Consider the following 21,823-nt stretch of genomic DNA (forward strand, 5'->3'; position numbering starts at 1 on the left):
TCTTAATCCTTCGACTTCTCTTCCATTTCGTCGAGCGCAGCGGCGAGCCGCTTCTCTTCGTTGTAGTAGCGGGCGCGGTCCCAGAAATTCGGCTTGCCGATGCCGGTCGACTTGTGTCGCCCGATGATCTTTCCGCCCGCGTCTTCGCCTTCGATCTCGTAGCGCATCAGATCCTGGGTGATGATCACGTCGCCTTCCATGCCCATCACTTCGGTAATCTGGGTGATGCGGCGCGAGCCGTCGCGAAGACGCGCGGCCTGGACGATGACGTCGACCGAGTTCGAGATGATTTCGCGAACGGTCTTGGCCGGCAGCGAATAGCCGCCCATGGCGATCATCGATTCGATACGGCTGAGGCATTCGCGCGGCGAGTTGGAGTGGATCGTACCCATCGAGCCGTCGTGGCCGGTGTTCATTGCCTGCAGGAGGTCGAAAACCTCGGGTCCACGCACTTCGCCGACGATGATCCGCTCCGGACGCATACGCAGGCAGTTCTTGACGAGGTCGCGCATGGTGATCTCGCCTTCGCCTTCGATATTCGGCGGGCGGGTTTCGAGCCGCACCACATGCGGCTGCTGCAGCTGCAGTTCGGCCGTGTCCTCGCAGGTGATGACGCGTTCGTCGCGGTCGATGTAGTTGGTGAGGCAGTTGAGCAACGTCGTCTTGCCCGAGCCGGTACCGCCGGAGATGACGATGTTGCAGCGGACGCGGCCGATGATCTGCAGCAGCGTCGCGCCCTCGGGCGTGATCGCGCCGAAGCGCACCAGCTGGTCGAGCGTCAGCTTGTCCTTCTTGAACTTACGAATGGTGAGCGCCGGCCCGTCGATGGCGAGCGGCGGCGCGATAACGTTGACACGCGAACCGTCGGGAAGGCGGGCGTCGCAGATCGGGCTCGATTCGTCGACGCGGCGGCCGACCTGGCTGACGATACGCTGGCAGATCGAGAGCAGCTGGGCATTGTCGCGGAAGCGCACTTCCGATTCCAGCGTCTTGCCGCCGACTTCGATGAAGGTCTTGCCGGAGCCGTTGACCATGATGTCGGCGATGTCGTCGCGCGCCAGGAGCGGTTCCAGCGGACCATAGCCGAGAACGTCGTTGCAGATATCGTCGAGCAGTTCTTCCTGCTCGGAAATCGACATCGCGAAGTTCTTGATCGTGATGATATCGTTGACGATATCGCGAATTTCCTCGCGCGCGCTTTCGCCGTCGAGCTTGGCGAGCTGCGACAGGTCGATCGTGTCGATCAGCGCCGAGAAGACCTGCGCCTTGGTGTCGTAATATTCGTCGGTGCGGGCAGGGCGCTTGCGCTGCGGCGTCTGCATCGGTGGCGGCGTCACCTGCTGGCGGGTCTGCTCACGCTGCGGCTCGACGAAGACGGCCGGCGCCGTCGACGAGGAAGGCGCAGCAACAGGTGGCGGTGGCGCGATCGTGCCGCCCGCCTTGCCAGATCCTTCGTTTCCGCGTTTTCCGAACATGCCTTATTCCACTCCTGGTGGGCTACTTGCGCTTCAGGAGGCTGAGAAGACTGCTCTTCTTCGCCTTCTTGACGGCGATGCGCCCGGTAACGATGTGCGACAGCTGCGAGAAGGTCTCGGCCGTCGGCGATTTCGGGTCCATCTCCGAGATCATCCGGCCGCTATTGGCAGCCGTTCCGAACAGGTTGCTGTCGAACGGGATGATGGCGACGGGCTCGCATTCCAGCGGCTCGCAGAAATCCGAAGGGCTGATCTCGGGGCGTTTCGGCATGCCCACCTGGTTGAGAACGAGGTGCGGCGGCTTGTCGTTCGGCCGCATCTTGCGTAGGGCGTCGATCAGGTTTTTGGTGTTGCGCAGATTGGCGAGATCGGGAGACGCGCAAATGACCACCTCGTCGGCGGCGCCGAGTACCGAGCGGGTCCATTCGGACCAGGCGTGCGGCACGTCGAGAACGGTCACCGGCGCGCTGCGCTGCAGCACCTCCATGACCGGCTGGAAGGCATGTCCGTCGAAATCATAGGCGCGATCGAGGATGGACGGCGCCGCAAGCAGCGAAAGATGCTCGGAGCACTTGGTAAGCAGGCGGTCGAGGAACATCTCGTCCAGGCGCTCCGGCGCATAGACCGCTTCGGCGATCCCCTGCGTCGGGTCCTGATCGAAATCGATGTTCGCGGTTCCGTAGGGCAGGTCGAGATCGGCGAGGATCGTCTCGGTCGAAAACAGCCGCGAAATGCCGAAGGCGCAGTTATGCGCGATGGTCGAGGCGCCGACGCCGCCCTTTGCGCCGATGAATGCGATGCTGCGCCCCAGTGGCTCGGCATCGGGATCGACGAAGATCGTCGCCATCGCCGTCATGATGTCGGCCATGCCGACCGGCTGCACGATATATTCGGAAATGCCGTTGCGGATCAGCTCGCGATAGAGCGAGATGTCGTTGTGGTAGCCGACGATGATGACCTTGGTCGAGGGGTCGCAGACGGCGGCGAGCGGCGCCAACTCGTTGAGCAGGCCGGCGCTATTGGCGCGTGTCTCGAGAATGATCAGGTTCGGTGTCGGCGCGCTGGCAAACATGTTGGCCGCCGCCGCAATGCCGCCGCTGGTGATGCGCAGGCTCACCTTCGACAGGCGGCGATCGTTGCCGCAACGCTCCATCACCCGCTGCAGTTCTTCGCTCTCGCAGAAGGCGTGGACCGAGATGCGCGGAAGCGGGCGCATGTTTTCCAGATCGCCCATGCGCATTGCCTCTTCGGCCTGCTGAAGGTCGGCGGTGTTCGTGATGTCGTATTCAACCGTGCTCATCGTTGATCCTGGTCTGATCAGAAGCTTCCGGCGGCGTTGCCACCGACTTCTTCGATCGTGGATGTGCGTTCGCGATATTCCTTGATGGCGGCGTTGCGGCGCGTCGCGTCGATCGGCGTCATGCCACGCGGCGCGACGAGATCTTCGGGGTTGGCGATCTGTGCCGCGAGGTTGTTCTGCGTCGCGCAGCCGAAATTATAGTAATTCTGGTTGCTGAAGTCGTTGATCATGTCCTTCGGCCACTGGCCGCACTGCGACGTCATCGCCGTCGTGCCGACGAAGGTGAGGCGGATCGGCGCCGCGTCCTTGGCGTCGAGCGTCACGTAGGAGCTGTTGACGATCTTCGAGCTCGCGATGCCGCGTGCGGCGAGTTCGGCGCGCACCTGGCCGCGCAGCTGGCGGGCGGCGTTGGAGTTCGGCGATCCCTCCGGCGTCAAGAGGTAGACCGGGCCGGTTGCGCGCGAGCCGTAGTTCTGCGCGAAGCCGCGGATCATGTCGCGCTGCGCGGTGTTGAGCCTGCGGTCAGTCGAGGCAACCGGAATATCCACCGATTGCTCGGCCTCGGTCACCACGATCGGATGGCGCTGGCGATAATCGTCAGGAATACCGCCTGTCGTCAGGTCGTCGCGCGAGGCGCAGCCCGAAAGCAGGCTGGCCGCGATTGCGGCCGCCGCGATCAGCGGTGTCGAAAAGCCGCGGTGACGGGCGCTGGTCTTGATCTTGGCCATCGGCGTGTCTCTGTGTTGTGCCATTGCTGATCCCGCTTCGCTCATTTGTAGATGAACCCGATTGAACCGTGGAACTGGGCGTCGGCGACCGGCGTCTTGCCGCCGTAGACCTTGTTGACGCGGTTCATGAAGAATGCCGCGCCGTCGTTCTCCGGGCTGAAATTGTCGTCAGGCCGGTTCAGCTGGTTGCGGGCGACCGGACGCACGAGATAGGGCGTCGCGATGATCACGAGTTCCGTCTCGTCGCGCTCGACCGTGCGCTGGCGAAACAGCGTGCCCAGCAGCGGGATCTTGTTGGCACCAGGCGTTCCGTTCGATGTCTGCGAAACGTTGTCGCGGATGAGACCGGCCAGTGCGATCGAGCCACCGGAAGGAAGCTCAACAGATGTCTCGGCCGAACGGCGCTGGTAGGTCGGTGCCGAGCCGGTAACCGAAGGTGCCGGCTCCGACACGTTGGTCTTGATCTCCAGGCTGATGCGACCCGAGGACAGGACAACAGGCTTGAAGGCCAGGTTGATACCGTAGTTGTAGGGTACGACGGTGACGTTGCCGTCGTTGTCGGTCGTCGAATAGAGAACCTGGCCGCCGGAGTTGAAGGTTGCCGCCTGGCCGGAAATCGCCGTCAGCGTCGGCTCGGCGAGCGTCTTCACGACCTTTGCCTGCTCCAGCGCGCTCAGATAGGTCGAAATGTCGTACTTGCCGATCGAGCTCTTGAACAGCGCCGCCAGACCGCCGCCGACGGTTGCGGTCGCAGCGCTCGCGTTCGGCGCGCCAAGCTGCGCGACGCTGAGGCCGCCGGAATTGGAGACAAGATTGTCGAAACCGATCTGCTTCAGGATTTCGCGGCGAACTTCGGCGATCGTCACCTTCAGCGTGACCTGATCCTCGCCTTCGATCTGCAGCAGGTTGATCACCTGCGACTGCTGGCGGCTTTCCGCAAACAGCGCCACCGATCCGTCGCCGCCACCCTGGCTGCTGGCGGTTTCCGTGCGCGTCGTCGCCTCGCCGCCTTTCAGGAAGACACCGGCCAGGTCAGCGGCCTGCGCGGCATCCTGCGGCGTGCGAACGGTACCAGTCAGCACGATGTTGTCGGAGACGATCTCGACGTTGATGTTGGAATCGGGAATGAAGCGGCGCAGGTTGTTCTGCAATCCGCTGACGTCGCGCTCGATCGCGATGTCGAGGCTGACGATCTGCTGGCCGTCGGCGCCGAAGATGAAGATGTTGGTCTGCCCGACCGTCTTGCCGAACAGGTAGATGCGCCGCGAGGAGCGCGTCACCGCGTCGGCCATGCTCGGATCGGAAACGAGGATATCGTGCGCGTCGACGGGAAGGTCGATGACGATAGCCTTCTTCAGGCCGAGCTTGAGGGCGCGATGTGCGCCGGGGCCCGTCTGGGTGATGTTGACCATGCCGTCGGCGGCGGCCTCAGCCGCGCTGACGCCGATGATGGGATCGAGGAAGCTGGGCGCGACGCCGGTGTAGCCGATCGTCAGCGACAGGCAGCCTGCCATCAGATGTTTCATGTGCCGTGTTGAGTTGCCCATGTCCGTTTCCTCTACTCGGCTTTCGAAGGCGCGCTGTCGGTGACGATGGCGCCTGACTTGATGACCTGAACGATGGAGCTGCCATTGTCGCCGCTAAGCAGGTAATCGGCGGCCTTGGTGTCCGGCTCGCGGGCGTCGGCGACCGAGCGCAGCGCCAGCGACAGGCGGTCGGCCATCTGCTGGGCAACCGCCAGAACCTTGGTCTGGTCAGGCGTCAGCTCCAGCGTCGCGGTCGTGCCGACCACGGCCTTGGAGCCATCGTCCTTTTCCTGAACCTGCTGGTCGATCGCGAGCACGCGCACGTTGTTGAGCACGGTTTCGGTCAGATACTTGTCGCCCGTCTTTTCCTTGCGCACCATGATCAGGTCGACGCGGTCGTTCGGCAGGATGAAGCCGCCGGCGCCGGTTGCGACCGAGATTTCGGTGGCGACCGCGCGCTTGCCCGATGGCAGCAGTGACGACATGATGCGGCTATTGGAATCGGCGATCTTTTCGGCCCGGATCGGCTCGCCCTCGAAGATCGGCATGCGCACCACGGCGCCCTGCAGGTCCTTGATGGCTTCTGGCTTGTCGGTTTCGGTGATGAAGCCCTGGACGACCCCGCCTGTCGGCCATGCCATCCAGTGCGCGGACTTGTCGTCGAGCCGCGCGCCGACAGGCAGATTGGCGCTGGAGACCAGAACGTTGACGGTCGGCTCTTTCTCGACCACCTGCTGGACCTGGGTCACGACCGATCCGCGGCCGGCAAGGCTCATCGCCAGAACGCCGGCCAGACCGGCGGCCACAACGGCCACTCCAAGGATCAAAATGCGGGCGGGTTTCATCAGGCGTTCCCCAAGGAATCGAAATATTCGTTCCGGAGAATTGGCTCCAATTGGTGTAATTATAGTTAACGAAAGACTTCGATCTTAGGTTAACGAGCGCTTAAGCGCCTTTATTTCAGGCCTTCCAGCGCGGTCATGAATACCGGCGAAGACGGAAATGCCAGAAAACCGCCGATCGCGATGGCGATACCATAGGGGATCTTCTTGGCCATGAGGATCGAGTTCGGAACCGGAAGGCCGATCGCCAGAATGGTGTCTGCCTGCGTGCGGATCATCATGATGATCAGGGTGACCAGGCCACCGAAAATGCCGACATAGCCGAGAAACTCGACGATAGCGGGGTTGAGGCCGAACCAGAGGGCCGATGCCGTCAGAAGCTTGGCATCGCCGCCGCCCATGGTGTTGGTTGCGAACAAAACGAAGCAGACGACAAACACGGCAAGCGCGCCGGCGGCATGATTGCCGATCGCGGCAAGCGGCATGCCGGTGAAAACTGCGATGGCGAAGAAAGACGCGATGAGGATGACGGAGATCCTGTTCGGGATCGTCATCGTGAACAGATCGGAAAATGCCGCGATTGCGAGGCACAGCGGGAATATCACAAAGACGGAAGCTGCGATCATTCTGCTATCGATCCTTAAGACAAAAGGCCCACCGCGGGTTCGCGTGAGCCTATGTTTAGCGCCAGACCCGTTAAGGTCTGGCGTATATCGTGTCGCCGAAGGCGATATCAGGCCGGCGTCTTGGAAGCGATCGTGTTCGACAGGCCGTTGAACATGAGGTTCAGTTTGTTGCCGAGTGCGGTCGCGCCAGTGATGAGCGCTACGGAAATGAGCGCTGCGATCAGGCCGTATTCAATTGCGGTCGCGCCGGATTCGTCTTTCAGAAAACGGCTTACAAGCTTGGTCATGATAACTCCTAACTCCAGTTGATGTTCAGCACGTCCGCCAACTGTTTGCCGTTGATCGGATGAGCACAACCTAACGAACCGCTCTTTCAATCGGCTTAAAAAAATGGGTTACTAATATGTAAATGAAGGAGCGGTCGGCGTTATGGTAAGTAACCGTTTCAGTAGTTCTTTAGAAATTTAAATATCGTGCGGAAGATACTGCTGAATAAAGGATTCCTGATGAGCGGGCGTCCGGAGCCGTTACCTGATCCGCTCTCGTAAGCGCGGTTTGCGTCATTACTGTACTGGTGAGCGTGCGTTAACGTCTCGTTATGGACGGGGTCGCCCGTGTATTAAGGTTTCATGCACCATTTTTTTCTATGCTCCCGGTAAGTTAGCGTCGTGATCGTGAGAGAATCCAGATGTCATCGAGCGGCATAAGGCTAGTCCTTGCCAGTGTACTTGCCGCCGCCGCGGCCTGCGCAACTGCCTACGCCCCGGCCTTCGCCCAGCAGCAGCAGATGCTCAGGGTCTATATGGATCAGGCGCGCGTATTGAAGCTCGATCGTCCCGTCAGCAAGGTCATCGTCGGCAACGCCAAGGTGGCGGATGCGACGGTTGCCGACGCCAAGACCATCGTGCTGACAGGCCGCAGCTTCGGCAGCACCAATCTCGTCCTGCTCGATGCCGACGGCAATGCCATCCTCGATCAGAGCATCCTGGTCTCCATCGACGAAGCCAATACGGTGCGCGTGTTCCGCCAGACGGAGCGCACGGTTTTGTCCTGCACGCCGAACTGCGAACAGCACAGCGACACGACCGCCGCTGCCGGCGCCAGCGCTGGTGCAACTGGTCCCTAATCGAAGCCCTTTTACTTGTTGTTAAATTTCTGAACCGGCTTGAAACGGAAAATCAACGTTCGGCACCTAAAAATGCATGATCGAAGCTGTGTCGGATGCAGGCCATGACGGAATTGGATCAAACAGCGGAACGGACGGATCGGCGCCAATGCAGGCGGCGGTGGTCCATTGCCGCTTTCAGGCGCTCGCGTGATGGAGCCGCCGCGATCGAATTCGCGCTTCTTGCCATTCCTTATTTCATGGTCGTCTTCGCGATCATCGAGACCTTCATCGCCTTTGCCGGCGAAGAGCTCGTGTCCAACGCCGTCGATACGCTGGGCCGCAAGATCCGCACCGGTCAGATCACCGCGACCAATACCGACCGCACCGCCTTTCGCACTGCCTTCTGCAAGGAAATCTCGATCCTGATCACCTGTTCGGCGACGGAAGCGGCAACGCCAAGCAAGCTCTTCGTCGATGTCCAGAAGTTCGCGACCTTCGCCGCCATCCCGACGACCATTCCAACGAAATCGACCGCCGCCTATTCGGACCTCGACACATCGAAACTCCAATACGCGCCAGGCGGCGCCGGCACCATCAACATGGTCCGCGCCTATTACAAGTGGCAGGTCATCGGCGACCTCATCCGTCCCTACATCTCCAATATCAGGCCATCCGACGGCTCCTCGGCCTATTTCCTGATTGTCGCGACCGCCGCGTTCCAGAACGAGCAATACCCGTGATGATGAGGATCCGCAGCGCAATTGCCAGGCTACAGGCCCTCTCTCGCCGCTTCGCGGGTGACCGCGACGGCATGGGCGCCATCGAGTTCGCCATTCTCTTCCCGATCCTCGTCATGCTCTATGTCGGCGCGTTTGAGATCACCATCGGTCTCAGCGTCAGCAAGCGCGCCTCGCGCGCGGCAGCGACGGTGGCCGACATCGTCACGCAGCAGCAGACGGTCACGAAATCCTGGCTCGCGGACATGCCCAATGCCGCGGCCGCGATCTTTGTGCCTTACAATGCCGGAACCACGCTCAGCCTGAAGGTTACAGGCATCCAGATCGACGCCGCCGCCAACCCGACCGTCAAGTGGTCCTGGGCGCAGGACAACAGCCGTCCCTACACGGTCAATTCCGCCGTGACCGTGCCGACCGATCTCAGGAAGGCCAACAGCTTCCTCGTCCGCTCGGAGCTGTCCATACCCTACAAGCTGTTCCTCTTCGCGCCCAATCTCATGCCGAACAACAGCACGCTAACCATCAGCCGCACCTATTATTACCGGCAGCGCCAGGGCGACAACGTTCTTTGCAGCGACTGCTGAGCGGCACGCGCCGGCGCCCCCATTTGCCATCCTCCCGTCTCCGTTATAAGGCTTGTGACCCGGCGGCCGGCAATCCGGCGCGCCAGCTTTTCAGTGTCGGGTGAAACATGCCGCGTGCCTTTCTATTCGTGATGGATTCCTTCGGCGTCGGTGGCGCGCCCGATGCGGCCGCCTATGGCGACGAGGGGGCGGATACGCTCGGCCATATCGCCGAATTCTGTGCCGCCGGCCTGGGCGACCGCGAGGGCCTGCGATCAGGACCCTTGCAGCTGCCGAACCTGTCAGCGCTCGGCCTCCTGCACCTCGCAAAAGCGGCATCCGGCAAGATACCCGTGGGTATGCCGTTGGCCGAGAAGGTCTATGCCAGCTTCGGCTCGGCCAACGAGGTCTCGCGCGGCAAGGATACGCCGTCGGGCCATTGGGAGATCGCTGGCACGCCCGTCAATTTCGACTGGGGCTATTTCCCGACCGAGGGCGACGCCTTCGCACCCGAATTGGTTGAAGCCTTGTGCCGTGCCGCAGAGGTGCCCGGCATCCTCGGCAATTGCCACGCGTCCGGCACCGACATCATCGCCCGCTACGGCGAGGAACACATCCGCACCGGCAAGCCGATCTGCTACACCTCGTCGGACTCCGTCTTCCAGGTCGCCGCCCACGAGAAACATTTCGGCCTTGAGCGGCTGATGACCTTCTGTTCCATCGCCCGCGCCCTTCTCGACCGTGAAAACATCGGCCGCGTCATCGCCCGCCCCTTCGTCGGCGAAACCAAAGCGAGCTTCGAGCGCACCGGCAATCGCCGCGATTTCTCCGTGCCGCCGCCCGAGCCGACGCTGCTCGACAGATTGGTGAAGGAAGGCCGCACCGTTCATGCCGTCGGCAAGGTCGGCGATATATTCGCCCACCAGGGCGTCTCGCGGGTCGTTAAGGCCAATGGCAACGCCGCGCTGATGGATGCGACGCTGGACGCCATGGATGTGGCCGAGGATGGCGATCTCGTCTTCACCAATTTCGTCGATTTCGACATGCTCTACGGCCACCGCCGCGACGTGCCGGGCTATGCCGCGGCCCTTGAGGCCTTCGACGCGCGTCTGTCGGAAGTCGGCGGCAAGCTGAAGCCCGGTGATCTCGTCATCATCACCGCCGACCACGGTTGCGACCCGACCTGGCGCGGTACCGATCACACCCGCGAGCGGGTTCCCATCATCGCCTACGGCCCCGGCCATCGCCCGCGCAATCTCGGCATCCGGTCGAGCTACGCCGATATCGGCGAGACCATCGCCCAGCATCTGCGCATCCCCGCCGGCCCGCACGGGAGGAGTTTTCTGTGACGTCACATCTGAAGAAGGTCGAGCTGCACTGTCATCTGGAGGGTGCCGCGCCGCCGGCACTCACTTTGGCGCAGGCCCGCAAGTACAACATCGACATCAGTGCCTATCTGAAGGACGGCGCCTACGTCTGGCATGATTTCGCAAGCTTCCTCGAGTGCTACGACAAGATCTCCGAGGTCTACAAGACCGACGAGGACTATGCGTTGCTGACCGAAACCTATCTGGCCGAACTCGCCGCCATCGGCACGATCTATAGCGAACTCATCGTCTCGCCCGATCACGGCAAGCGCATCGGTCTCGGCGCCGACGCCTATATCGCAGGCGTGTGCGAGGGCATCCGCCGCGCCAAGGCGGCATCGGGCATCGAAGCGAGGCTGATCGTCACCGGCGAACGCCATTTCGGCCCTGAAAGCGTCATCGGCGCCGCCGAATACGCAGCAAGCGCCCGCAATCCTTTGATCACGGGTTTCAACCTCGCGGGCGAAGAGCGCATGGGCCGCGTGGCGGATTATGCCCGCGCCTTCGATATCGCCCGCGACGCCGGCCTCGGTCTCACCATCCACGCCGGCGAAGTCTGCGGCGCCTTCAGCGTCACGGATGCGCTGGATGCGGTTCGCCCAGCCCGCATCGGCCATGGCGTGCGCGCCATCGAGGATGCGGACCTCGTCAAGCGGCTGGCCGATCTGGGCACGGTGCTGGAGGTCTGCCCGGGGTCGAACATCGCGCTCAAGGTCTTCCCGGATTTCCAGTCGCACCCCTTGCGGGCGCTGAAGGATGAAGGCGTGCGCGTCACTATCAGCTCCGACGATCCGCCCTTCTTCCACACCTCGCTCGAGCGCGAATACGAGCTCGCTTCCTCCGTCTTCGGCTTCAGCGACGCCGAGATCGACGCGATAACCCGCACCGGCATCGAGGCCGCCTTCGTCGACGAGGCCACGCGTAGCGAGCTTCTGGCCAGGCTCTGATCCGTCCCGATCCGGGCCAGATTGGGGATCCCAGATTGGGGATCATAGGGGCAATTTGCCCTCCGCTCTTGCGGCGGAGACAAATTCGGTGGAAGAAACATGCTATAAGAACAGCTAAAGAAAGGGCTCGGCCATGAACGGCGTAACGGTCATCGATCATCCGCTCGTGCAGCACAAACTCACCATCATGCGGCGCAAGGAAACGTCGACGGGCAGCTTCCGCCGCCTGTTGCGCGAAATCTCCACGCTGCTGTGTTACGAGGTGACGCGCGATCTCGAGCTGACGATGGCAACCATCGAAACGCCGATGCAGACGATGGAATCGCCGATCCTCGAAGGCAAGAAGCTGGTCTTCGTGTCGATCCTGCGCGCCGGCAATGGCCTGCTCGAAGGCATGCTGGAGCTGGTGCCCTCCGCCCGCGTCTCGCATATCGGCATGTACCGCGATCACGATACGCTGCAGCCGGTGGAATATTACTTCAAGGCGCCCGAAGCGCTGGACGAACGCCTGATGATCGTGGTCGATCCGATGCTGGCGACCGGCAATTCCTCGATCGCCGCCATCCACAAGCTGAAGGAGCGCGGCGCGACCAACATCCGCTTCCTCTGCCTGCTTGCCGCCCCCGAGGGCATCAAGAACTTCCAGGAAGCCCATCCCGACGTGAAGATCTACACGGCCTCGATCGACAGCCATCTCAACGAGAAGGGCTACATCATGCCCGGTCTCGGCGATGCCGGCGACCGCATGTACGGCACGAAGTAATTAACGAGCCGTTTACCATTTGAAATGTTACATGGGGCCTGGACTATGTTTCCAGGCCTTATCTCCTTCCGCCGTTAGCAACTTTTCAGCAATTGTGGCTTAGCTGCTAAAGATACGGCCGCGCATGATGCACGGTTTATACAGGAAGGATTTCTGTTTCCATGCTCTTGCGTACAGTCATATTCGCAAGCATCGCAGCGGTGCTTGCCACACAGGTTCCTTCCTTCATCGGAAGCACGCCCGCACGGCCGGAAGGCCCGATCTCCGCCAATTTCGTCTCCGGCGCGGTCGATCCCGCCCCCACGACCGCAATCTCGGGCAATGGCACCAGCATGCGCCTGCAGGCCGATCAACAGGGCCACTATACCGGCGATTTCCGCATCAATGGCAAGTCGGTCTCCGGCCTGATCGACACCGGCGCCACCTATGTCGCGCTCAACGAGACCATGGCCCGCCGCCTTGGCTACACCGCCAACCAGCTCGATTTCCGCTATTCGGTCAACACCGCCAACGGCCAGACCAAGGCCGCGCACATCATGCTCGACCGCGTCGAGATCGGCGGTATCCGGGTGCGCGACGTCGAGGCTTTCGTCCTCAAGGACGAGGCCCTGTCCTCGACGCTTGTTGGTATGAGCTTCCTGAAGAAGCTCGCCTCCTACGCGGTGGCCGACGGCTCGCTCAGCATGAAGCAGTAGTCAGAAGCGCGATGAAATGACCGGTGGCAGCGCGGGCGCGCTGTCGCCGATCGTGTAGTTCGCCTGAAGCGCCGCAGCCGCTATTTCCGCCGCATCATCGTTCGCCGCATGCACGAAGGCGATCGGCTCGCCGCGCTCGACGCGCGTGCCGAGCGGCAGGATATCGCTGAACCCCACCCGGTGGTCGATCCGGTCATCGGGGTGTCGCCGCCCGCCGCCGAGATCGATCAGGCTCATGCCGATATCCCTGCTGTTGCAGGCAGAAAGCCAACCGCTTTGCGTGGCCAAGACAGGCCGGATGGCTGGGGCAGTAGGCAGATAGCTGTCAGGCTTCTCCAGGAGGTCCGACGGGCCGCCCAGCATGTGCGCCATGCGCCCGAATATCTCCGCCGCCTTGCCTGATGACAGCGCCTCGGCCGCCCGCGCCTCGCCATCCTCCCTCGAGGATGCGACGCCTGACTGGACGAGCATCTCGGCCGCGAAGGCGAGAACCACCTGTTCCAGCCTCGTGCCGCTCTTCTCGCCCGCCAGGAACGCGATCGCGTTGCGAATCTCCAGCGCATTGCCCACGGCATCCGCCAACGGTTGATTCATGTCGGTGATGACCGCCGATGTCTTCAGCCCGGCGCCATTCGCGACCTCGACCAACGACCGCGCCAGCTGCTCGGCCTCCCCGGACGAGGCCATGAAGGCGCCGTTTCCGACCTTCACGTCGAGCACCAGCGTCTGCAGCCCGGCGGCCAGTTTCTTCGACAGGATCGAGGCGGTGATCAGCGGAATGGAATCCACCGTCGCCGTCACATCGCGCACCGCGTAGAGCTTGCCGTCTGCCGGCGCCAGCGCGGCCGTCTGGCCGATGATGGCGCAGCCCGCTTCGCGCACCACCTTGCGAAACAGCGCGGCGTCGGGTGTAACCGTATAGCCTGGTATGGATTCCAGCTTGTCGAGCGTCCCGCCGGTGTGGCCGAGCCCGCGCCCCGAGATCATCGGCACAGCCAACCCACAGGCCGCGGCGATCGGCGCCAGCATCAGCGAGACATTGTCGCCGACGCCGCCGGTAGAATGCTTGTCGGCGATCGGCCGGTCCAGATCGCTCCAGTCGAGCATGTCGCCGGAGCGCGCCATCGCCATGGTCAGCGAAACGGTCTCCTCGCGACGCATCCCCTTAAACCAAACGGCCATGGCAAAGGCGCCGATCTGCCCTTCGGAGAGCTTGCCCGCCGCAAGGGCCGCGATGAACGCCTGGATATCCTCATCGGACAGCACCGCGCCGTCGCGCTTGCGACGAATGATCTCCTGCGGGATCATCTTAGTAGCTCGCGGCGGTCGCCGGTGCCGATTGCGCGCCCGAAAGCACCGCAAGGATATCGTCGAGCACGCCCGAAGCGCCGAAGCGGAAGGTCGAGGGCATCGGCCAGTCGGGCGCCATGATCGTTTCGGCAAGGCTCAGATAGAGCGCTGCATCCGCCACCGAGGCAATGCCGCCCGCCGGCTTGAAGCCGACCTTGCGACCGCTCTGGCGAATGGCGCGCAGCATGATGTCGGCGGCCTCTAGCGTCGCGTTGACGGACACCTTGCCGGTCGAGGTCTTGATGAAGTCGGCGCCCGCCTCGATCGCCAGTTCCGAGGCGCGGCGGATCATCGCCGCATCCTTGATCTCGCCGGTTTCGAGGATTACCTTCAACAGCACCGCGTCACCGCATTCGGCGCGCACGGCGGCCACCATGTCGGTCACGGCGCGGCCGCTGCCGGCGATGAATTTGCGATAGGGAATGACGACATCGATCTCGTCGGCGCCGTCGGCGATTGCCTCGCGCGTCTCAGCCGCCACGTCGGCGACCTCCATGTCGCCCGAGGGGAAGTTGACGACGGTAGCGATCTTCACGGGATGGCCGCTGCCGAGGATCGAGCGCGCATGCGCCACGAAGCGCGGCCAGATGCAGATCGCGGCGCTATTGCCGTAGGGCGTCTGCGCGCGTGCGCACAGGGCCTCGATCTGCGCTTCCGTGCAGTCGTCCTTAAGATTGGTGAGATCAAGCAACGACAGCGCCACGGCCGCCGTTTCCTTCAGCGAGTGATTGCTCATGCGTCATTTCCTCCAGCCGCGATCATCTCTTTCAGGATGGCGGCAAGACGGGCACCGCCGATGGGCGCCATCTCCTTGGTTTCGTCGTGGCTCAGTTCCGAACCGGTCATTCCGGCCCCATAGTTGGTGATAACGGAAGCAGCCGCAACCCTCATGTCGAGCATTCGGGCGATGATGACTTCGGGCACGGTCGACATGCCCACCGCATCGGCGCCGAGAATACGGGCCATGCGGATCTCCGCCGGCGTCTCGAAGCTCGGGCCCGAGAACCACATGTAGACGCCCTCAGAAAGTGCTGTCCCCGTCGTCTCCGCCGCCCGCCGCATCGCGTCAGCAAGCCCGGTATCATAGGCATTCGTCATGCCCACGAAGCGACGGTCGCTCTCCTCGCCGATCAGCGGGTTGATGCCGGAATAGTTGATGTGGTCGGTGATCTGCATCACCGATCCCGGCGCCAGATCCTCGCGCAGCGATCCCGCCGAATTCGTCAGGATCAGCGCTTCTACGCCGAGCGCCTTCAACACCTCGATCGGCCGCCGCATGGCGTTGGCGTCACCCTTCTCGTAGAAGTGCACGCGTCCCGACAGCATGATCACAGGCACGCCGCCAAGCGTGCCGGCCACAACCTCGCCGGCATGGCCGGAAACCGCGCTGACGGGAAAGCCCGGCACATCCTGATAGGGGATACGAACCGCATCCTTCAGCTCCGCCACCAGCGAGCCGAGCCCGGAGCCGAGGATCACGCCGTAACGCGGCGAAAGCCCGCCAAGGCGCGCCTTCAGCAGGTCGAGCGCCGCCTGCATCAGAGTTCGGTCTCGAAGCTGAAGGGAAGCAGTTCGTCCATGGTCATGGTCTTCTGCACGCCGGCTTCGTCGCAAAGATAAATCTTCGTATCCTTCGAGGCGAATTCCGAGATCTTCTGCCGGCAGCCGCCGCAGGGCGGGCAGAGCGGCAGCTTCTCGGCGATCACGGCCATCTCGACGATCTTCTTCGCCCCGCCCATGATCATGGCGCTGATCGCCGTCGGCTCCGCGCACCAGCCCTGGGGAAACGAGAGGTTCTCGATATTGGCGCCGGTATAGACCTTGCCGTCCTCGGCGCGGATCGCAGCCCCTACGGGGAACTTGGAGTAGGGCGCGTGGGCGAATGCCATGGCGCCGCGGGCGGCTTCGAAGAGGTCGTGGGACATGGTCTTAGCGCTCCTTGACATAGGGGGTGCCGCCGGCCTTCGGCGGGATGGCTTTGCCGATGAAGCCTGCGAGCAGCACGCAGGTGAGGATATAGGGCAGGGCCTGGAAGATCTGCACTGGCACCTCGCCGATACCGGGGATCGGTTTGCCCTGCATGAAATTGCCAAGCGCATCGAGGAAGCCGAACAGCAGGCAGGCGAACATGACGGGCACCGGCTTCCACTTGGCGAAAACGAGCGCGGCGAGCGCGATATATCCCTTGCCGGCCGACATGTCCTTGATGAAGGCGGCCGACTGCGCGATCGCCAGATAGGTGCCGGAGAAACCGCAGAGAATGCCGGCGCAGATGACCGCGCGGTAGCGCAGCCAGCTGACCGAGATGCCGGCGGTGTCGACCGCACCAGGATTTTCACCGACAGCGCGCAGACGAAGACCGAAGCGCGTGCGGTATAGGATCCACCAGGAGAGCGGCACCGCCAGGAAGGCGAGGTAGGTGAGCACGTTGTTGCCGGAGATGACGTTGGCATAGAGCGGCCCGATAACAGGCACCTCGCGCACCGCATCAGCCCCCGGAAGCGTGATCGGCGTAAAGCGCGCGTCGCCGGCCAGCTGCGGCGTGCGCCCGCCCTGGCCGAACCAGGCCTGGCCTAGCACGATGGTGATACCAGCCACGAAGAAGTTGATCGCGACGCCGGAGATGATCTGGTTGCCGCGGTTGGTGATCGAGGCGAAGCCGTGCACGAAGCTCAGCGCCACCGAGCAGACGATGCCGGCGCAAAGCCCCGCCCAGGCGGAATCGGTGAGATAGGCGACGCAGGCGGCGGCGAACGCCGAGCCCAGCATCTTGCCCTCGAGCCCGATGTCGAAGACGCCGGCACGTTCGGAGAAAAGGCCAGCCAGCGCGGTGAAGATCAGCGGGATCGACAGGCGGATGGTGGAGCTCAGAACGCTGATGAAGATGTCGTAATATTCCATCGTCGCGCTCCTTACGCCCGCTTGAACTGTTGATAGAGACGCACCATCGCCGGCCGGTACATGTATTCAAGCGCGCCGGCAAACAGGATCACCAGACCCTGGATCACGAGGATCATCTCGCGGGTGATGTTGGGCATCTCGAACGAGATCCAGTCGCCGCCCTGGTAGAGGATGCCGAACAGGATGGCTGAGAGCACGATGCCGACGGGATGATTGCGGCCCATCAGCGACACCGCGATGCCGACGAAGCCGGCGCCGCCGACGAACTCGACCTGCAGGCGGGCCGACGAGCCCATGACGGGGTTGAGCGCCATCATCCCCGCCAGCGCGCCCGAAAGCAGCATGGCGATGATGACGATACGCGCATAGGGAATGCCGGCGTAAGCGGCCGCACTCGGGCTGACGCCGAGCGTGCGCATCTCGAAGCCGAGCTTGGTGCGCCAGATCAAAAGCCAGACGAAATAAGCCGCCACCAGCGCGATGATGAAGGAGACGTTGAACGGAGCAGCACCAAGCTTGGCGCCGAACATGTCCATGATCCAGCCGAGCTTCGGCAGCTGGCCGCCTTCGAGGAAGGTGCGGGTCTCAGGCGCCATCTTGCCCGGCACGATCAGCACGTGCACCAGGAGGTACACCATCAGCGCCGCGCCGATATAGTTGAACATGATCGTGGTGATAACGATATGGCTGCCGCGCTTGGCCTGCAGCCAGGCCGGAATGAAGGCCCAGGCCGCGCCGAACAGGCCGGCGCCGATAATGGCCACGGGCATGGTCACATACCACGGCACGAACTTGTCGAGCGCCAGCGCCACCAGCGCGCAGCCGAGACCGCCGAGATAGGCCTGTCCCTCGGAGCCGATGTTGAACAGCCCGGCATGGATGGCGACCGCCACCGAAAGGCCGGTGAAGATGAAGCTGGTGGCGTAGTACAGCGTAAAGCCGATGCCTTCACCGCTCCCGAGCGCGCCTTCGATCAGAAGCTGCAGCGCGCCGATCGGGCTTTCGCCGATCAGCCAGACGACGAAGCCTGATATCAGGAAGGCGGTGAGAAGGTTCAGGATCGGGATGAGGCCGTAGTTGATCCAGCGGGGTAGGGGAGTGGAAGCAGTGCTCATCAAGGCCTCACGCGGCAATGCCGGCCATCATCAGGCCGAGGGTCTGTTCACCGGCATCGGGCGTCTTCTCGCCGACGACATGGCCGGCGAACATGACAAGGATACGGTCTGAAAGGGCGCGGATTTCGTCGAGCTCGACGGAGACGAGCAGGATCGCCTTGCCCGCGTCGCGCATCTCGATGATCCGGCGGTGAATGAATTCGATGGCGCCGATATCGACGCCGCGCGTCGGCTGGCCGATGATCAGCGCCGTCGGGTCGCGTTCGATTTCGCGGGCAACGACGATCTTCTGCTGGTTGCCGCCGGAGAAATTGGCGGTCTTCAGCCGTGGGTTCGGCGGCCGGATGTCGTATTTCTCGATCTTCTCCATCGCGTCCTTGCGGATCGCTTCGAGATCGAGCAGCGGGCCCTTGCTGTATTCAGGTTTGCGGTGATAGCCGAGCACCGAATTTTCGTATTCCTCGAACTTCAGCACGAGGCCCATATGATGGCGGTCCTCGGGGATGTGCGCGAGGCCGAGCTCGCGCAGCCGCGCCGGATCTGCTTTGTCGATCGGCTGCCCGTCGAGCAGGATCTCGCCCGAATGCGGCTTGCGGATACCCGCGATCGCTTCGAGAAGCTCCGACTGCCCGTTGCCGGCCACCCCCGCCACGCCAACGATCTCGCCGGCCCGCACGTCGAACGACACGTTGTCGACCATGACGACGCCACGGTCGTCCGTCACCGTCAGATTGCGCACCGACAGGATGACCTTGCCGGGATTGGCCTCGCCCTTCTGCACGCGAAGCAGCACGCGGCGGCCGACCATCAGCTCGGCCAGTTCCTCGACCGTCGTCTCCGCCGTCTTGCGGGTCGCCACCATCTCGCCGCGGCGCATGACCGACACCGTATCGGTGATCGCCATGATCTCGCGCAGCTTGTGGGTGATGAGAATGACCGTCTTGCCCTGGTCGCGCAGCACTTTGAGGATGCGGAACAGGTGGTCGGCTTCAGCCGGCGTCAGAACGCCCGTGGGCTCGTCGAGGATCAGGATCTCGGCGCCGCGATACATGGCTTTGAGGATTTCGACGCGCTGCTGCAGGCCGACGGGGAGCTGCTCGATCAGCGCATCCGGGTTGACCTCGAGGCCGTATTCCTTTTCCAGCCGCTTCAGCTCGGCGCGGGCAGACGCCACGCCTCTCGCGAGCAGCGCTCCGCCTTCGGCGCCGAGCATGATGTTCTCGAGCACCGTGAAATTGTCGACCAGCATGAAGTGCTGGTGCACCATGCCGATACCGGTTGCGATCGCCGTCTGGCTGTCCTTGATCGTCACGGCCTGGCCGTTGACCCGGATCTCGCCCTGGTCGGCGTGGTAGAAGCCGTAGATGATCGACATCAGCGTCGATTTTCCGGCTCCGTTTTCCCCGATGATGCCGTGGATGGATCCCTTGGCGACAGTGAGGTTGATGTCTTTGTTGGCGTGGACGGCACCGAATTTCTTGTCGATGCCCACAAGTTCGATAGCGGGCGTGTCAGTCACAGCAGGCTCCAGATACGAAAAGGGCGTATGGCGAAAATCAATTCCGCCATACGCCCAATTTCAGGCGCGGATCACTTCGGGCAGGCGTTGTCCGAGGTGTAATCGTGAACCTTGACGGTGCCCGCGATGATGTCTGCCTTGGCCTTTTCGACGGCCGCCAGCATTTCAGGCGTGATCAGCGCCTTGTTGTTGTCGTCGATGGCAGCAGCAACGCCGTCTTCCTTGACGCCGAGCGACTGCACGCCGGCGGTGAACTTGTCGCCCTTGGTGTCGGTGTAGGCGTTGTAGACGGCGAGGTCGACGCGCTTGACCATCGAGGTTAGCACCGAGCCCGGATGCAGGTGGTTCTGGTTCGAATCGACGCCGATCGAGAACTTCTTGTTGTCGGCGGCGGTCTGCAGAACGCCGAGACCGGTTGCACCGGCTGCCGCGTAAATTACGTCGGCGCCCTGGTCGATCTGGTTTTTGGTGAGCTCACCGCCGCGAACCGGGTCATTCCATGCAGCACCCGTCGTGCCGGTCATGTTCTGGAACACTTCCATCTTGGCGTTGGCAGCGCGTGCGCCCTGCTCGTAGCCGCACTCGAACTTGCGGATCAGCGGAATGTCCATGCCGCCGACGAAGCCGACCTTGCCGGTCTTGGATGCCATGCCGGCGAGAACGCCGACGAGGTACGAACCTTCTTCTTCCTTGTAGACGACCGAGCGGACGTTCGGCTTGTCGACAACGGCGTCAACGATGATGAACTTGGTGTCCGGGAATTCGGCGGCAACCTTCTCGATCGCCGAGGTCCAGGCGAAGGAGACGGCAACAACCGGGTTGAAGCCGCGGCTGGCGAAGTTGCGGATGGCCTGTTCGCCCTGGGTGTCGCCGGTCGGCTCGAAGTCGCGGTAGGCGATACCGGTTTCCTTCTTGAACTTCTCGGCGCCATTGTAGGCGGCTTCGTTGAAGGACTTGTCGAACTTTCCGCCGGTGCCGTAGACCAGTGCCGGCTTGACGTCGGCAGCGAGCGCCGTCGTGGACATGGCAGCCACGGCAAGGACGGTCAGAAGGGATTTTTTCATTGTGCAGCCCTGTTGTTGCTATTTGTTAGGGGTCCTCCCGCAAGCCCGTTTTCAGGCATGTCTGCGGAACACCGACCTCCCCCCGGAGGCCTGGCTTGCCGCATCCTTGCATGGCTCCAATGAAAATTCACGAGAAATTTTTCGGCTGGTAAAAAATCGCCGACTTTGCGTAAAAACCGGCCAGCGCAATCGCTTTTTACGCAAAAGCACCGCTAAAGTGCGATTTTTCTAGCCATTTGAGACACCTCGCTGCGCCCGAGCCTGCGTGGGCGTCAAGCTCCGTTCTGCATGCGACTGACCACCCAAGGGCGATCGCCGCCACGTCAGGTAGCAGAAATACGGGCAAATGATGCTTGAGACAGGCGTCTCGCCTAAGCCGTGAAGCGGCCTGCCACCGGTGGCTTCTTGTACCCCGCCATCCACAGGATGAGCGAAAGCACAAGGAACACCGCAAAAGCCGGCTGCATCATCAGCCACTGAAAGCCGATCGTGTAGAAGCGGGGGTGGATATAGTAGGCGATGGTCGATTGCAGCGCCTCGAAGGAGGACGCGCTCATGTCCTGCCAGGCGTCGCCCATCGGCGTGATGACGACGGAAGATGCCGCCACGGACTGGATGCTGTCGATCGTTCCGGCAATCACCGCAACCGCCAGCGCGATCAGGCTCGCCAAACGCAAAAGGAAACGCATTACACTCTCCGCCACCGATCCGCCGGATTTGACCCGGCCAGTTGCGCCCATTCTCCAAGACATCAAGACACTAGTGCCCTGCCGCTGGAACCGCAATGGACCGCATTCCGGCACTTTTGCTGGAAGAAGTCAAAAAACTGTTAGATTTAGGTTGATCCCTGAAAATTCCTCGGTATATATCGCGCCGTTCCAACGATTTGCGCTGAAGGGTGCCAAATCAAGCAGCAGGACAGGTGGCCGAGTGGTTTAAGGCGCACGCCTGGAACGCGTGTGTACGTGAAAGCGTACCGTGGGTTCGAATCCCACCTTGTCCGCCATTTCCTCGGAAATCGATGCTGCTATCTCTGTCTCCCCATCGACGTGTGATCCGCTAGTCAAAGCTGGCTGCTTGCGCCCTACGCCCAGCACTTCGCCATCCTGTTGCATTCCGCCAACAGCCCCGCGCGGAAGCTCCGGGGGCCCTCTGTATTTCCCTCCGCGAACACAATTTGGTCACCGATGCCCGGCC

23 protein-coding genes and 1 tRNA gene are annotated in these 21,823 nt (G+C 62.5%); 8 read left to right on the forward strand and 16 right to left on the reverse strand.

The genetic code is table 11. The annotated features are described in order from the left end of the window. Nucleotides 1-2 precede the first annotated feature (2 nt). From ACODTZ_RS07560 to ACODTZ_RS07590, 7 genes are all read right to left on the reverse strand, one after another. Nucleotides 3-1,475, reverse strand: coding sequence for a TadA family conjugal transfer-associated ATPase (locus ACODTZ_RS07560; protein WP_489024963.1), 1,473 nt, complete (start codon nucleotides 1,473-1,475; stop codon nucleotides 3-5). Nucleotides 1,476-1,497: 22 nt separating this feature from the next. Continuing rightward, a complete protein-coding gene (locus ACODTZ_RS07565; protein ID WP_489024964.1) occupies nucleotides 1,498-2,775 on the reverse strand; it encodes a CpaE/TadZ family protein in 1,278 nt (425 codons plus the stop codon). Between the two features lie 17 nt (nucleotides 2,776-2,792). After that, nucleotides 2,793-3,527 carry a CpaD family pilus assembly protein gene (locus ACODTZ_RS07570; RefSeq protein WP_489024965.1) on the reverse strand — a complete coding sequence of 245 codons (735 nt, stop codon included), beginning with the start codon at nucleotides 3,525-3,527 and terminating at the stop codon, nucleotides 2,793-2,795. Between the two features lie 17 nt (nucleotides 3,528-3,544). After that, nucleotides 3,545-5,050 carry a type II and III secretion system protein family protein gene (locus ACODTZ_RS07575; RefSeq protein WP_112981721.1) on the reverse strand — a complete coding sequence of 502 codons (1,506 nt, stop codon included), beginning with the start codon at nucleotides 5,048-5,050 and terminating at the stop codon, nucleotides 3,545-3,547. 11 nt (nucleotides 5,051-5,061) lie between these two features. Then, nucleotides 5,062-5,874 (reverse strand): Flp pilus assembly protein CpaB, encoded by an 813-nt coding sequence (gene cpaB / locus ACODTZ_RS07580; RefSeq protein WP_489024967.1) that lies wholly within the window; start codon nucleotides 5,872-5,874, stop codon nucleotides 5,062-5,064. Between the two features lie 110 nt (nucleotides 5,875-5,984). After that, nucleotides 5,985-6,497 (reverse strand): A24 family peptidase, encoded by a 513-nt coding sequence (locus ACODTZ_RS07585; protein WP_489024969.1) that lies wholly within the window; start codon nucleotides 6,495-6,497, stop codon nucleotides 5,985-5,987. A gap of 107 nt (nucleotides 6,498-6,604) precedes the next feature. Further along, nucleotides 6,605-6,784 carry a Flp family type IVb pilin gene (locus ACODTZ_RS07590; RefSeq protein ID WP_047506676.1) on the reverse strand — a complete coding sequence of 60 codons (180 nt, stop codon included), beginning with the start codon at nucleotides 6,782-6,784 and terminating at the stop codon, nucleotides 6,605-6,607. A gap of 401 nt (nucleotides 6,785-7,185) precedes the next feature. Here ACODTZ_RS07590 and ACODTZ_RS07595 point away from each other — a divergent pair, with 401 nt between their 5' ends. The 7 genes from ACODTZ_RS07595 to ACODTZ_RS07625 all read left to right on the forward strand — a co-directional run bounded on the left by ACODTZ_RS07595 (nucleotide 7,186) and on the right by ACODTZ_RS07625 (nucleotide 12,677). Beyond that, entirely contained in the window at nucleotides 7,186-7,623 is a 438-nt protein-coding gene (locus tag ACODTZ_RS07595; RefSeq protein WP_047506680.1) for a pilus assembly protein N-terminal domain-containing protein, read from the forward strand. 104 nt (nucleotides 7,624-7,727) lie between these two features. Further along, nucleotides 7,728-8,345, forward strand: a complete 618-nt coding sequence (locus ACODTZ_RS07600) for a TadE/TadG family type IV pilus assembly protein (protein ID WP_047507478.1) — start codon at nucleotides 7,728-7,730, stop codon at nucleotides 8,343-8,345. 2 nt (nucleotides 8,346-8,347) lie between these two features. Next, nucleotides 8,348-8,926, forward strand: coding sequence for a TadE/TadG family type IV pilus assembly protein (locus ACODTZ_RS07605; protein ID WP_111563257.1), 579 nt, complete (start codon nucleotides 8,348-8,350; stop codon nucleotides 8,924-8,926). A gap of 107 nt (nucleotides 8,927-9,033) precedes the next feature. After that, nucleotides 9,034-10,254: a phosphopentomutase gene (locus ACODTZ_RS07610; protein WP_489024971.1), complete on the forward strand. Its 1,221-nt coding sequence runs from the start codon at nucleotides 9,034-9,036 to the stop codon at nucleotides 10,252-10,254. Next, nucleotides 10,251-11,219, forward strand: coding sequence for an adenosine deaminase (locus ACODTZ_RS07615; RefSeq protein WP_489024973.1), 969 nt, complete (start codon nucleotides 10,251-10,253; stop codon nucleotides 11,217-11,219). The genes ACODTZ_RS07610 and ACODTZ_RS07615 overlap by 4 nt, the downstream gene beginning before the upstream one ends. 133 nt (nucleotides 11,220-11,352) lie before the next feature. Further along, nucleotides 11,353-11,982, forward strand: coding sequence for a uracil phosphoribosyltransferase (gene upp / locus ACODTZ_RS07620; RefSeq protein ID WP_047506686.1), 630 nt, complete (start codon nucleotides 11,353-11,355; stop codon nucleotides 11,980-11,982). A 161-nt stretch (nucleotides 11,983-12,143) separates the two neighbouring features. Continuing rightward, a complete protein-coding gene (locus tag ACODTZ_RS07625; protein ID WP_112981716.1) occupies nucleotides 12,144-12,677 on the forward strand; it encodes a TIGR02281 family clan AA aspartic protease in 534 nt (177 codons plus the stop codon). Here ACODTZ_RS07625 and deoA read toward each other — a convergent pair whose 3' ends face one another. The 9 genes from deoA to ACODTZ_RS07670 form a co-directional block, all read right to left on the reverse strand. Further along, entirely contained in the window at nucleotides 12,678-13,985 is a 1,308-nt protein-coding gene (deoA, locus tag ACODTZ_RS07630; protein ID WP_489024974.1) for a thymidine phosphorylase, read from the reverse strand. It abuts the gene before it with no gap. A 1-nt stretch (nucleotide 13,986) separates the two neighbouring features. Further along, nucleotides 13,987-14,763: a deoxyribose-phosphate aldolase gene (deoC, locus tag ACODTZ_RS07635; protein WP_489024975.1), complete on the reverse strand. Its 777-nt coding sequence runs from the start codon at nucleotides 14,761-14,763 to the stop codon at nucleotides 13,987-13,989. Then, nucleotides 14,760-15,566 carry a purine-nucleoside phosphorylase gene (locus ACODTZ_RS07640; protein ID WP_489024976.1) on the reverse strand — a complete coding sequence of 269 codons (807 nt, stop codon included), beginning with the start codon at nucleotides 15,564-15,566 and terminating at the stop codon, nucleotides 14,760-14,762. The genes deoC and ACODTZ_RS07640 overlap by 4 nt, the downstream gene beginning before the upstream one ends. After that, nucleotides 15,566-15,952: a cytidine deaminase gene (locus ACODTZ_RS07645; RefSeq protein ID WP_018899198.1), complete on the reverse strand. Its 387-nt coding sequence runs from the start codon at nucleotides 15,950-15,952 to the stop codon at nucleotides 15,566-15,568. Before ACODTZ_RS07645 ends, ACODTZ_RS07640 begins: the two co-directional genes overlap by 1 nt. Nucleotides 15,953-15,956: 4 nt before the next feature. Then, nucleotides 15,957-16,928, reverse strand: a complete 972-nt coding sequence (locus tag ACODTZ_RS07650) for an ABC transporter permease (protein WP_489024978.1) — start codon at nucleotides 16,926-16,928, stop codon at nucleotides 15,957-15,959. Between the two features lie 11 nt (nucleotides 16,929-16,939). Continuing rightward, entirely contained in the window at nucleotides 16,940-18,043 is a 1,104-nt protein-coding gene (locus tag ACODTZ_RS07655; RefSeq protein WP_489024979.1) for an ABC transporter permease, read from the reverse strand. A 7-nt stretch (nucleotides 18,044-18,050) separates the two neighbouring features. Then, nucleotides 18,051-19,562 carry an ABC transporter ATP-binding protein gene (locus ACODTZ_RS07660; protein ID WP_489024980.1) on the reverse strand — a complete coding sequence of 504 codons (1,512 nt, stop codon included), beginning with the start codon at nucleotides 19,560-19,562 and terminating at the stop codon, nucleotides 18,051-18,053. A 71-nt stretch (nucleotides 19,563-19,633) separates the two neighbouring features. After that, complete coding sequence (locus ACODTZ_RS07665) at nucleotides 19,634-20,626, reverse strand: BMP family lipoprotein (RefSeq protein ID WP_413393395.1); 993 nt, start codon at nucleotides 20,624-20,626, stop codon at nucleotides 19,634-19,636. A gap of 371 nt (nucleotides 20,627-20,997) precedes the next feature. Next, complete coding sequence (locus ACODTZ_RS07670; RefSeq protein WP_489024981.1) at nucleotides 20,998-21,315, reverse strand: hypothetical protein; 318 nt, start codon at nucleotides 21,313-21,315, stop codon at nucleotides 20,998-21,000. 227 nt (nucleotides 21,316-21,542) lie between these two features. On the opposite strand from ACODTZ_RS07670, the gene ACODTZ_RS07675 reads away from it, so the two are divergent. After that, a tRNA-Ser gene (locus ACODTZ_RS07675) sits at nucleotides 21,543-21,632 on the forward strand. Nucleotides 21,633-21,823: the final 191 nt, after the last annotated feature.

The organism is Rhizobium sp. FG113 (assembly GCF_057809895.1).

Excerpts from the sequence above, each read along its gene's own strand:
- ACODTZ_RS07625 (WP_112981716.1), top strand. The coding sequence starts at position 12,144 with ATGCTCTTGCGTACAGTCATATTCGCAAGCATCGCAGCGGTGCTTGCC.
- deoC (WP_489024975.1), bottom strand. The coding sequence starts at position 14,763 with ATGAGCAATCACTCGCTGAAGGAAACGGCGGCCGTGGCGCTGTCGTTG.
- ACODTZ_RS07645 (WP_018899198.1), bottom strand. The coding sequence starts at position 15,952 with ATGTCCCACGACCTCTTCGAAGCCGCCCGCGGCGCCATGGCATTCGCC.
- ACODTZ_RS07600 (WP_047507478.1), top strand. The coding sequence starts at position 7,728 with ATGACGGAATTGGATCAAACAGCGGAACGGACGGATCGGCGCCAATGC.
- deoA (WP_489024974.1), bottom strand. The coding sequence starts at position 13,985 with ATGATCCCGCAGGAGATCATTCGTCGCAAGCGCGACGGCGCGGTGCTG.
- ACODTZ_RS07670 (WP_489024981.1), bottom strand. The coding sequence starts at position 21,315 with ATGCGTTTCCTTTTGCGTTTGGCGAGCCTGATCGCGCTGGCGGTTGCG.
- ACODTZ_RS07650 (WP_489024978.1), bottom strand. The coding sequence starts at position 16,928 with ATGGAATATTACGACATCTTCATCAGCGTTCTGAGCTCCACCATCCGC.
- ACODTZ_RS07570 (WP_489024965.1), bottom strand. The coding sequence starts at position 3,527 with ATGGCACAACACAGAGACACGCCGATGGCCAAGATCAAGACCAGCGCC.
- ACODTZ_RS07585 (WP_489024969.1), bottom strand. The coding sequence starts at position 6,497 with ATGATCGCAGCTTCCGTCTTTGTGATATTCCCGCTGTGCCTCGCAATC.
- ACODTZ_RS07560 (WP_489024963.1), bottom strand. The coding sequence starts at position 1,475 with ATGTTCGGAAAACGCGGAAACGAAGGATCTGGCAAGGCGGGCGGCACG.
- ACODTZ_RS07590 (WP_047506676.1), bottom strand. The coding sequence starts at position 6,784 with ATGACCAAGCTTGTAAGCCGTTTTCTGAAAGACGAATCCGGCGCGACC.
- ACODTZ_RS07640 (WP_489024976.1), bottom strand. The coding sequence starts at position 15,566 with ATGCAGGCGGCGCTCGACCTGCTGAAGGCGCGCCTTGGCGGGCTTTCG.
- ACODTZ_RS07655 (WP_489024979.1), bottom strand. The coding sequence starts at position 18,043 with ATGAGCACTGCTTCCACTCCCCTACCCCGCTGGATCAACTACGGCCTC.
- ACODTZ_RS07565 (WP_489024964.1), bottom strand. The coding sequence starts at position 2,775 with ATGAGCACGGTTGAATACGACATCACGAACACCGCCGACCTTCAGCAG.
- upp (WP_047506686.1), top strand. The coding sequence starts at position 11,353 with ATGAACGGCGTAACGGTCATCGATCATCCGCTCGTGCAGCACAAACTC.
- ACODTZ_RS07605 (WP_111563257.1), top strand. The coding sequence starts at position 8,348 with ATGAGGATCCGCAGCGCAATTGCCAGGCTACAGGCCCTCTCTCGCCGC.
- ACODTZ_RS07575 (WP_112981721.1), bottom strand. The coding sequence starts at position 5,050 with ATGGGCAACTCAACACGGCACATGAAACATCTGATGGCAGGCTGCCTG.
- cpaB (WP_489024967.1), bottom strand. The coding sequence starts at position 5,874 with ATGAAACCCGCCCGCATTTTGATCCTTGGAGTGGCCGTTGTGGCCGCC.
- ACODTZ_RS07665 (WP_413393395.1), bottom strand. The coding sequence starts at position 20,626 with ATGAAAAAATCCCTTCTGACCGTCCTTGCCGTGGCTGCCATGTCCACG.
- ACODTZ_RS07595 (WP_047506680.1), top strand. The coding sequence starts at position 7,186 with ATGTCATCGAGCGGCATAAGGCTAGTCCTTGCCAGTGTACTTGCCGCC.
- ACODTZ_RS07610 (WP_489024971.1), top strand. The coding sequence starts at position 9,034 with ATGCCGCGTGCCTTTCTATTCGTGATGGATTCCTTCGGCGTCGGTGGC.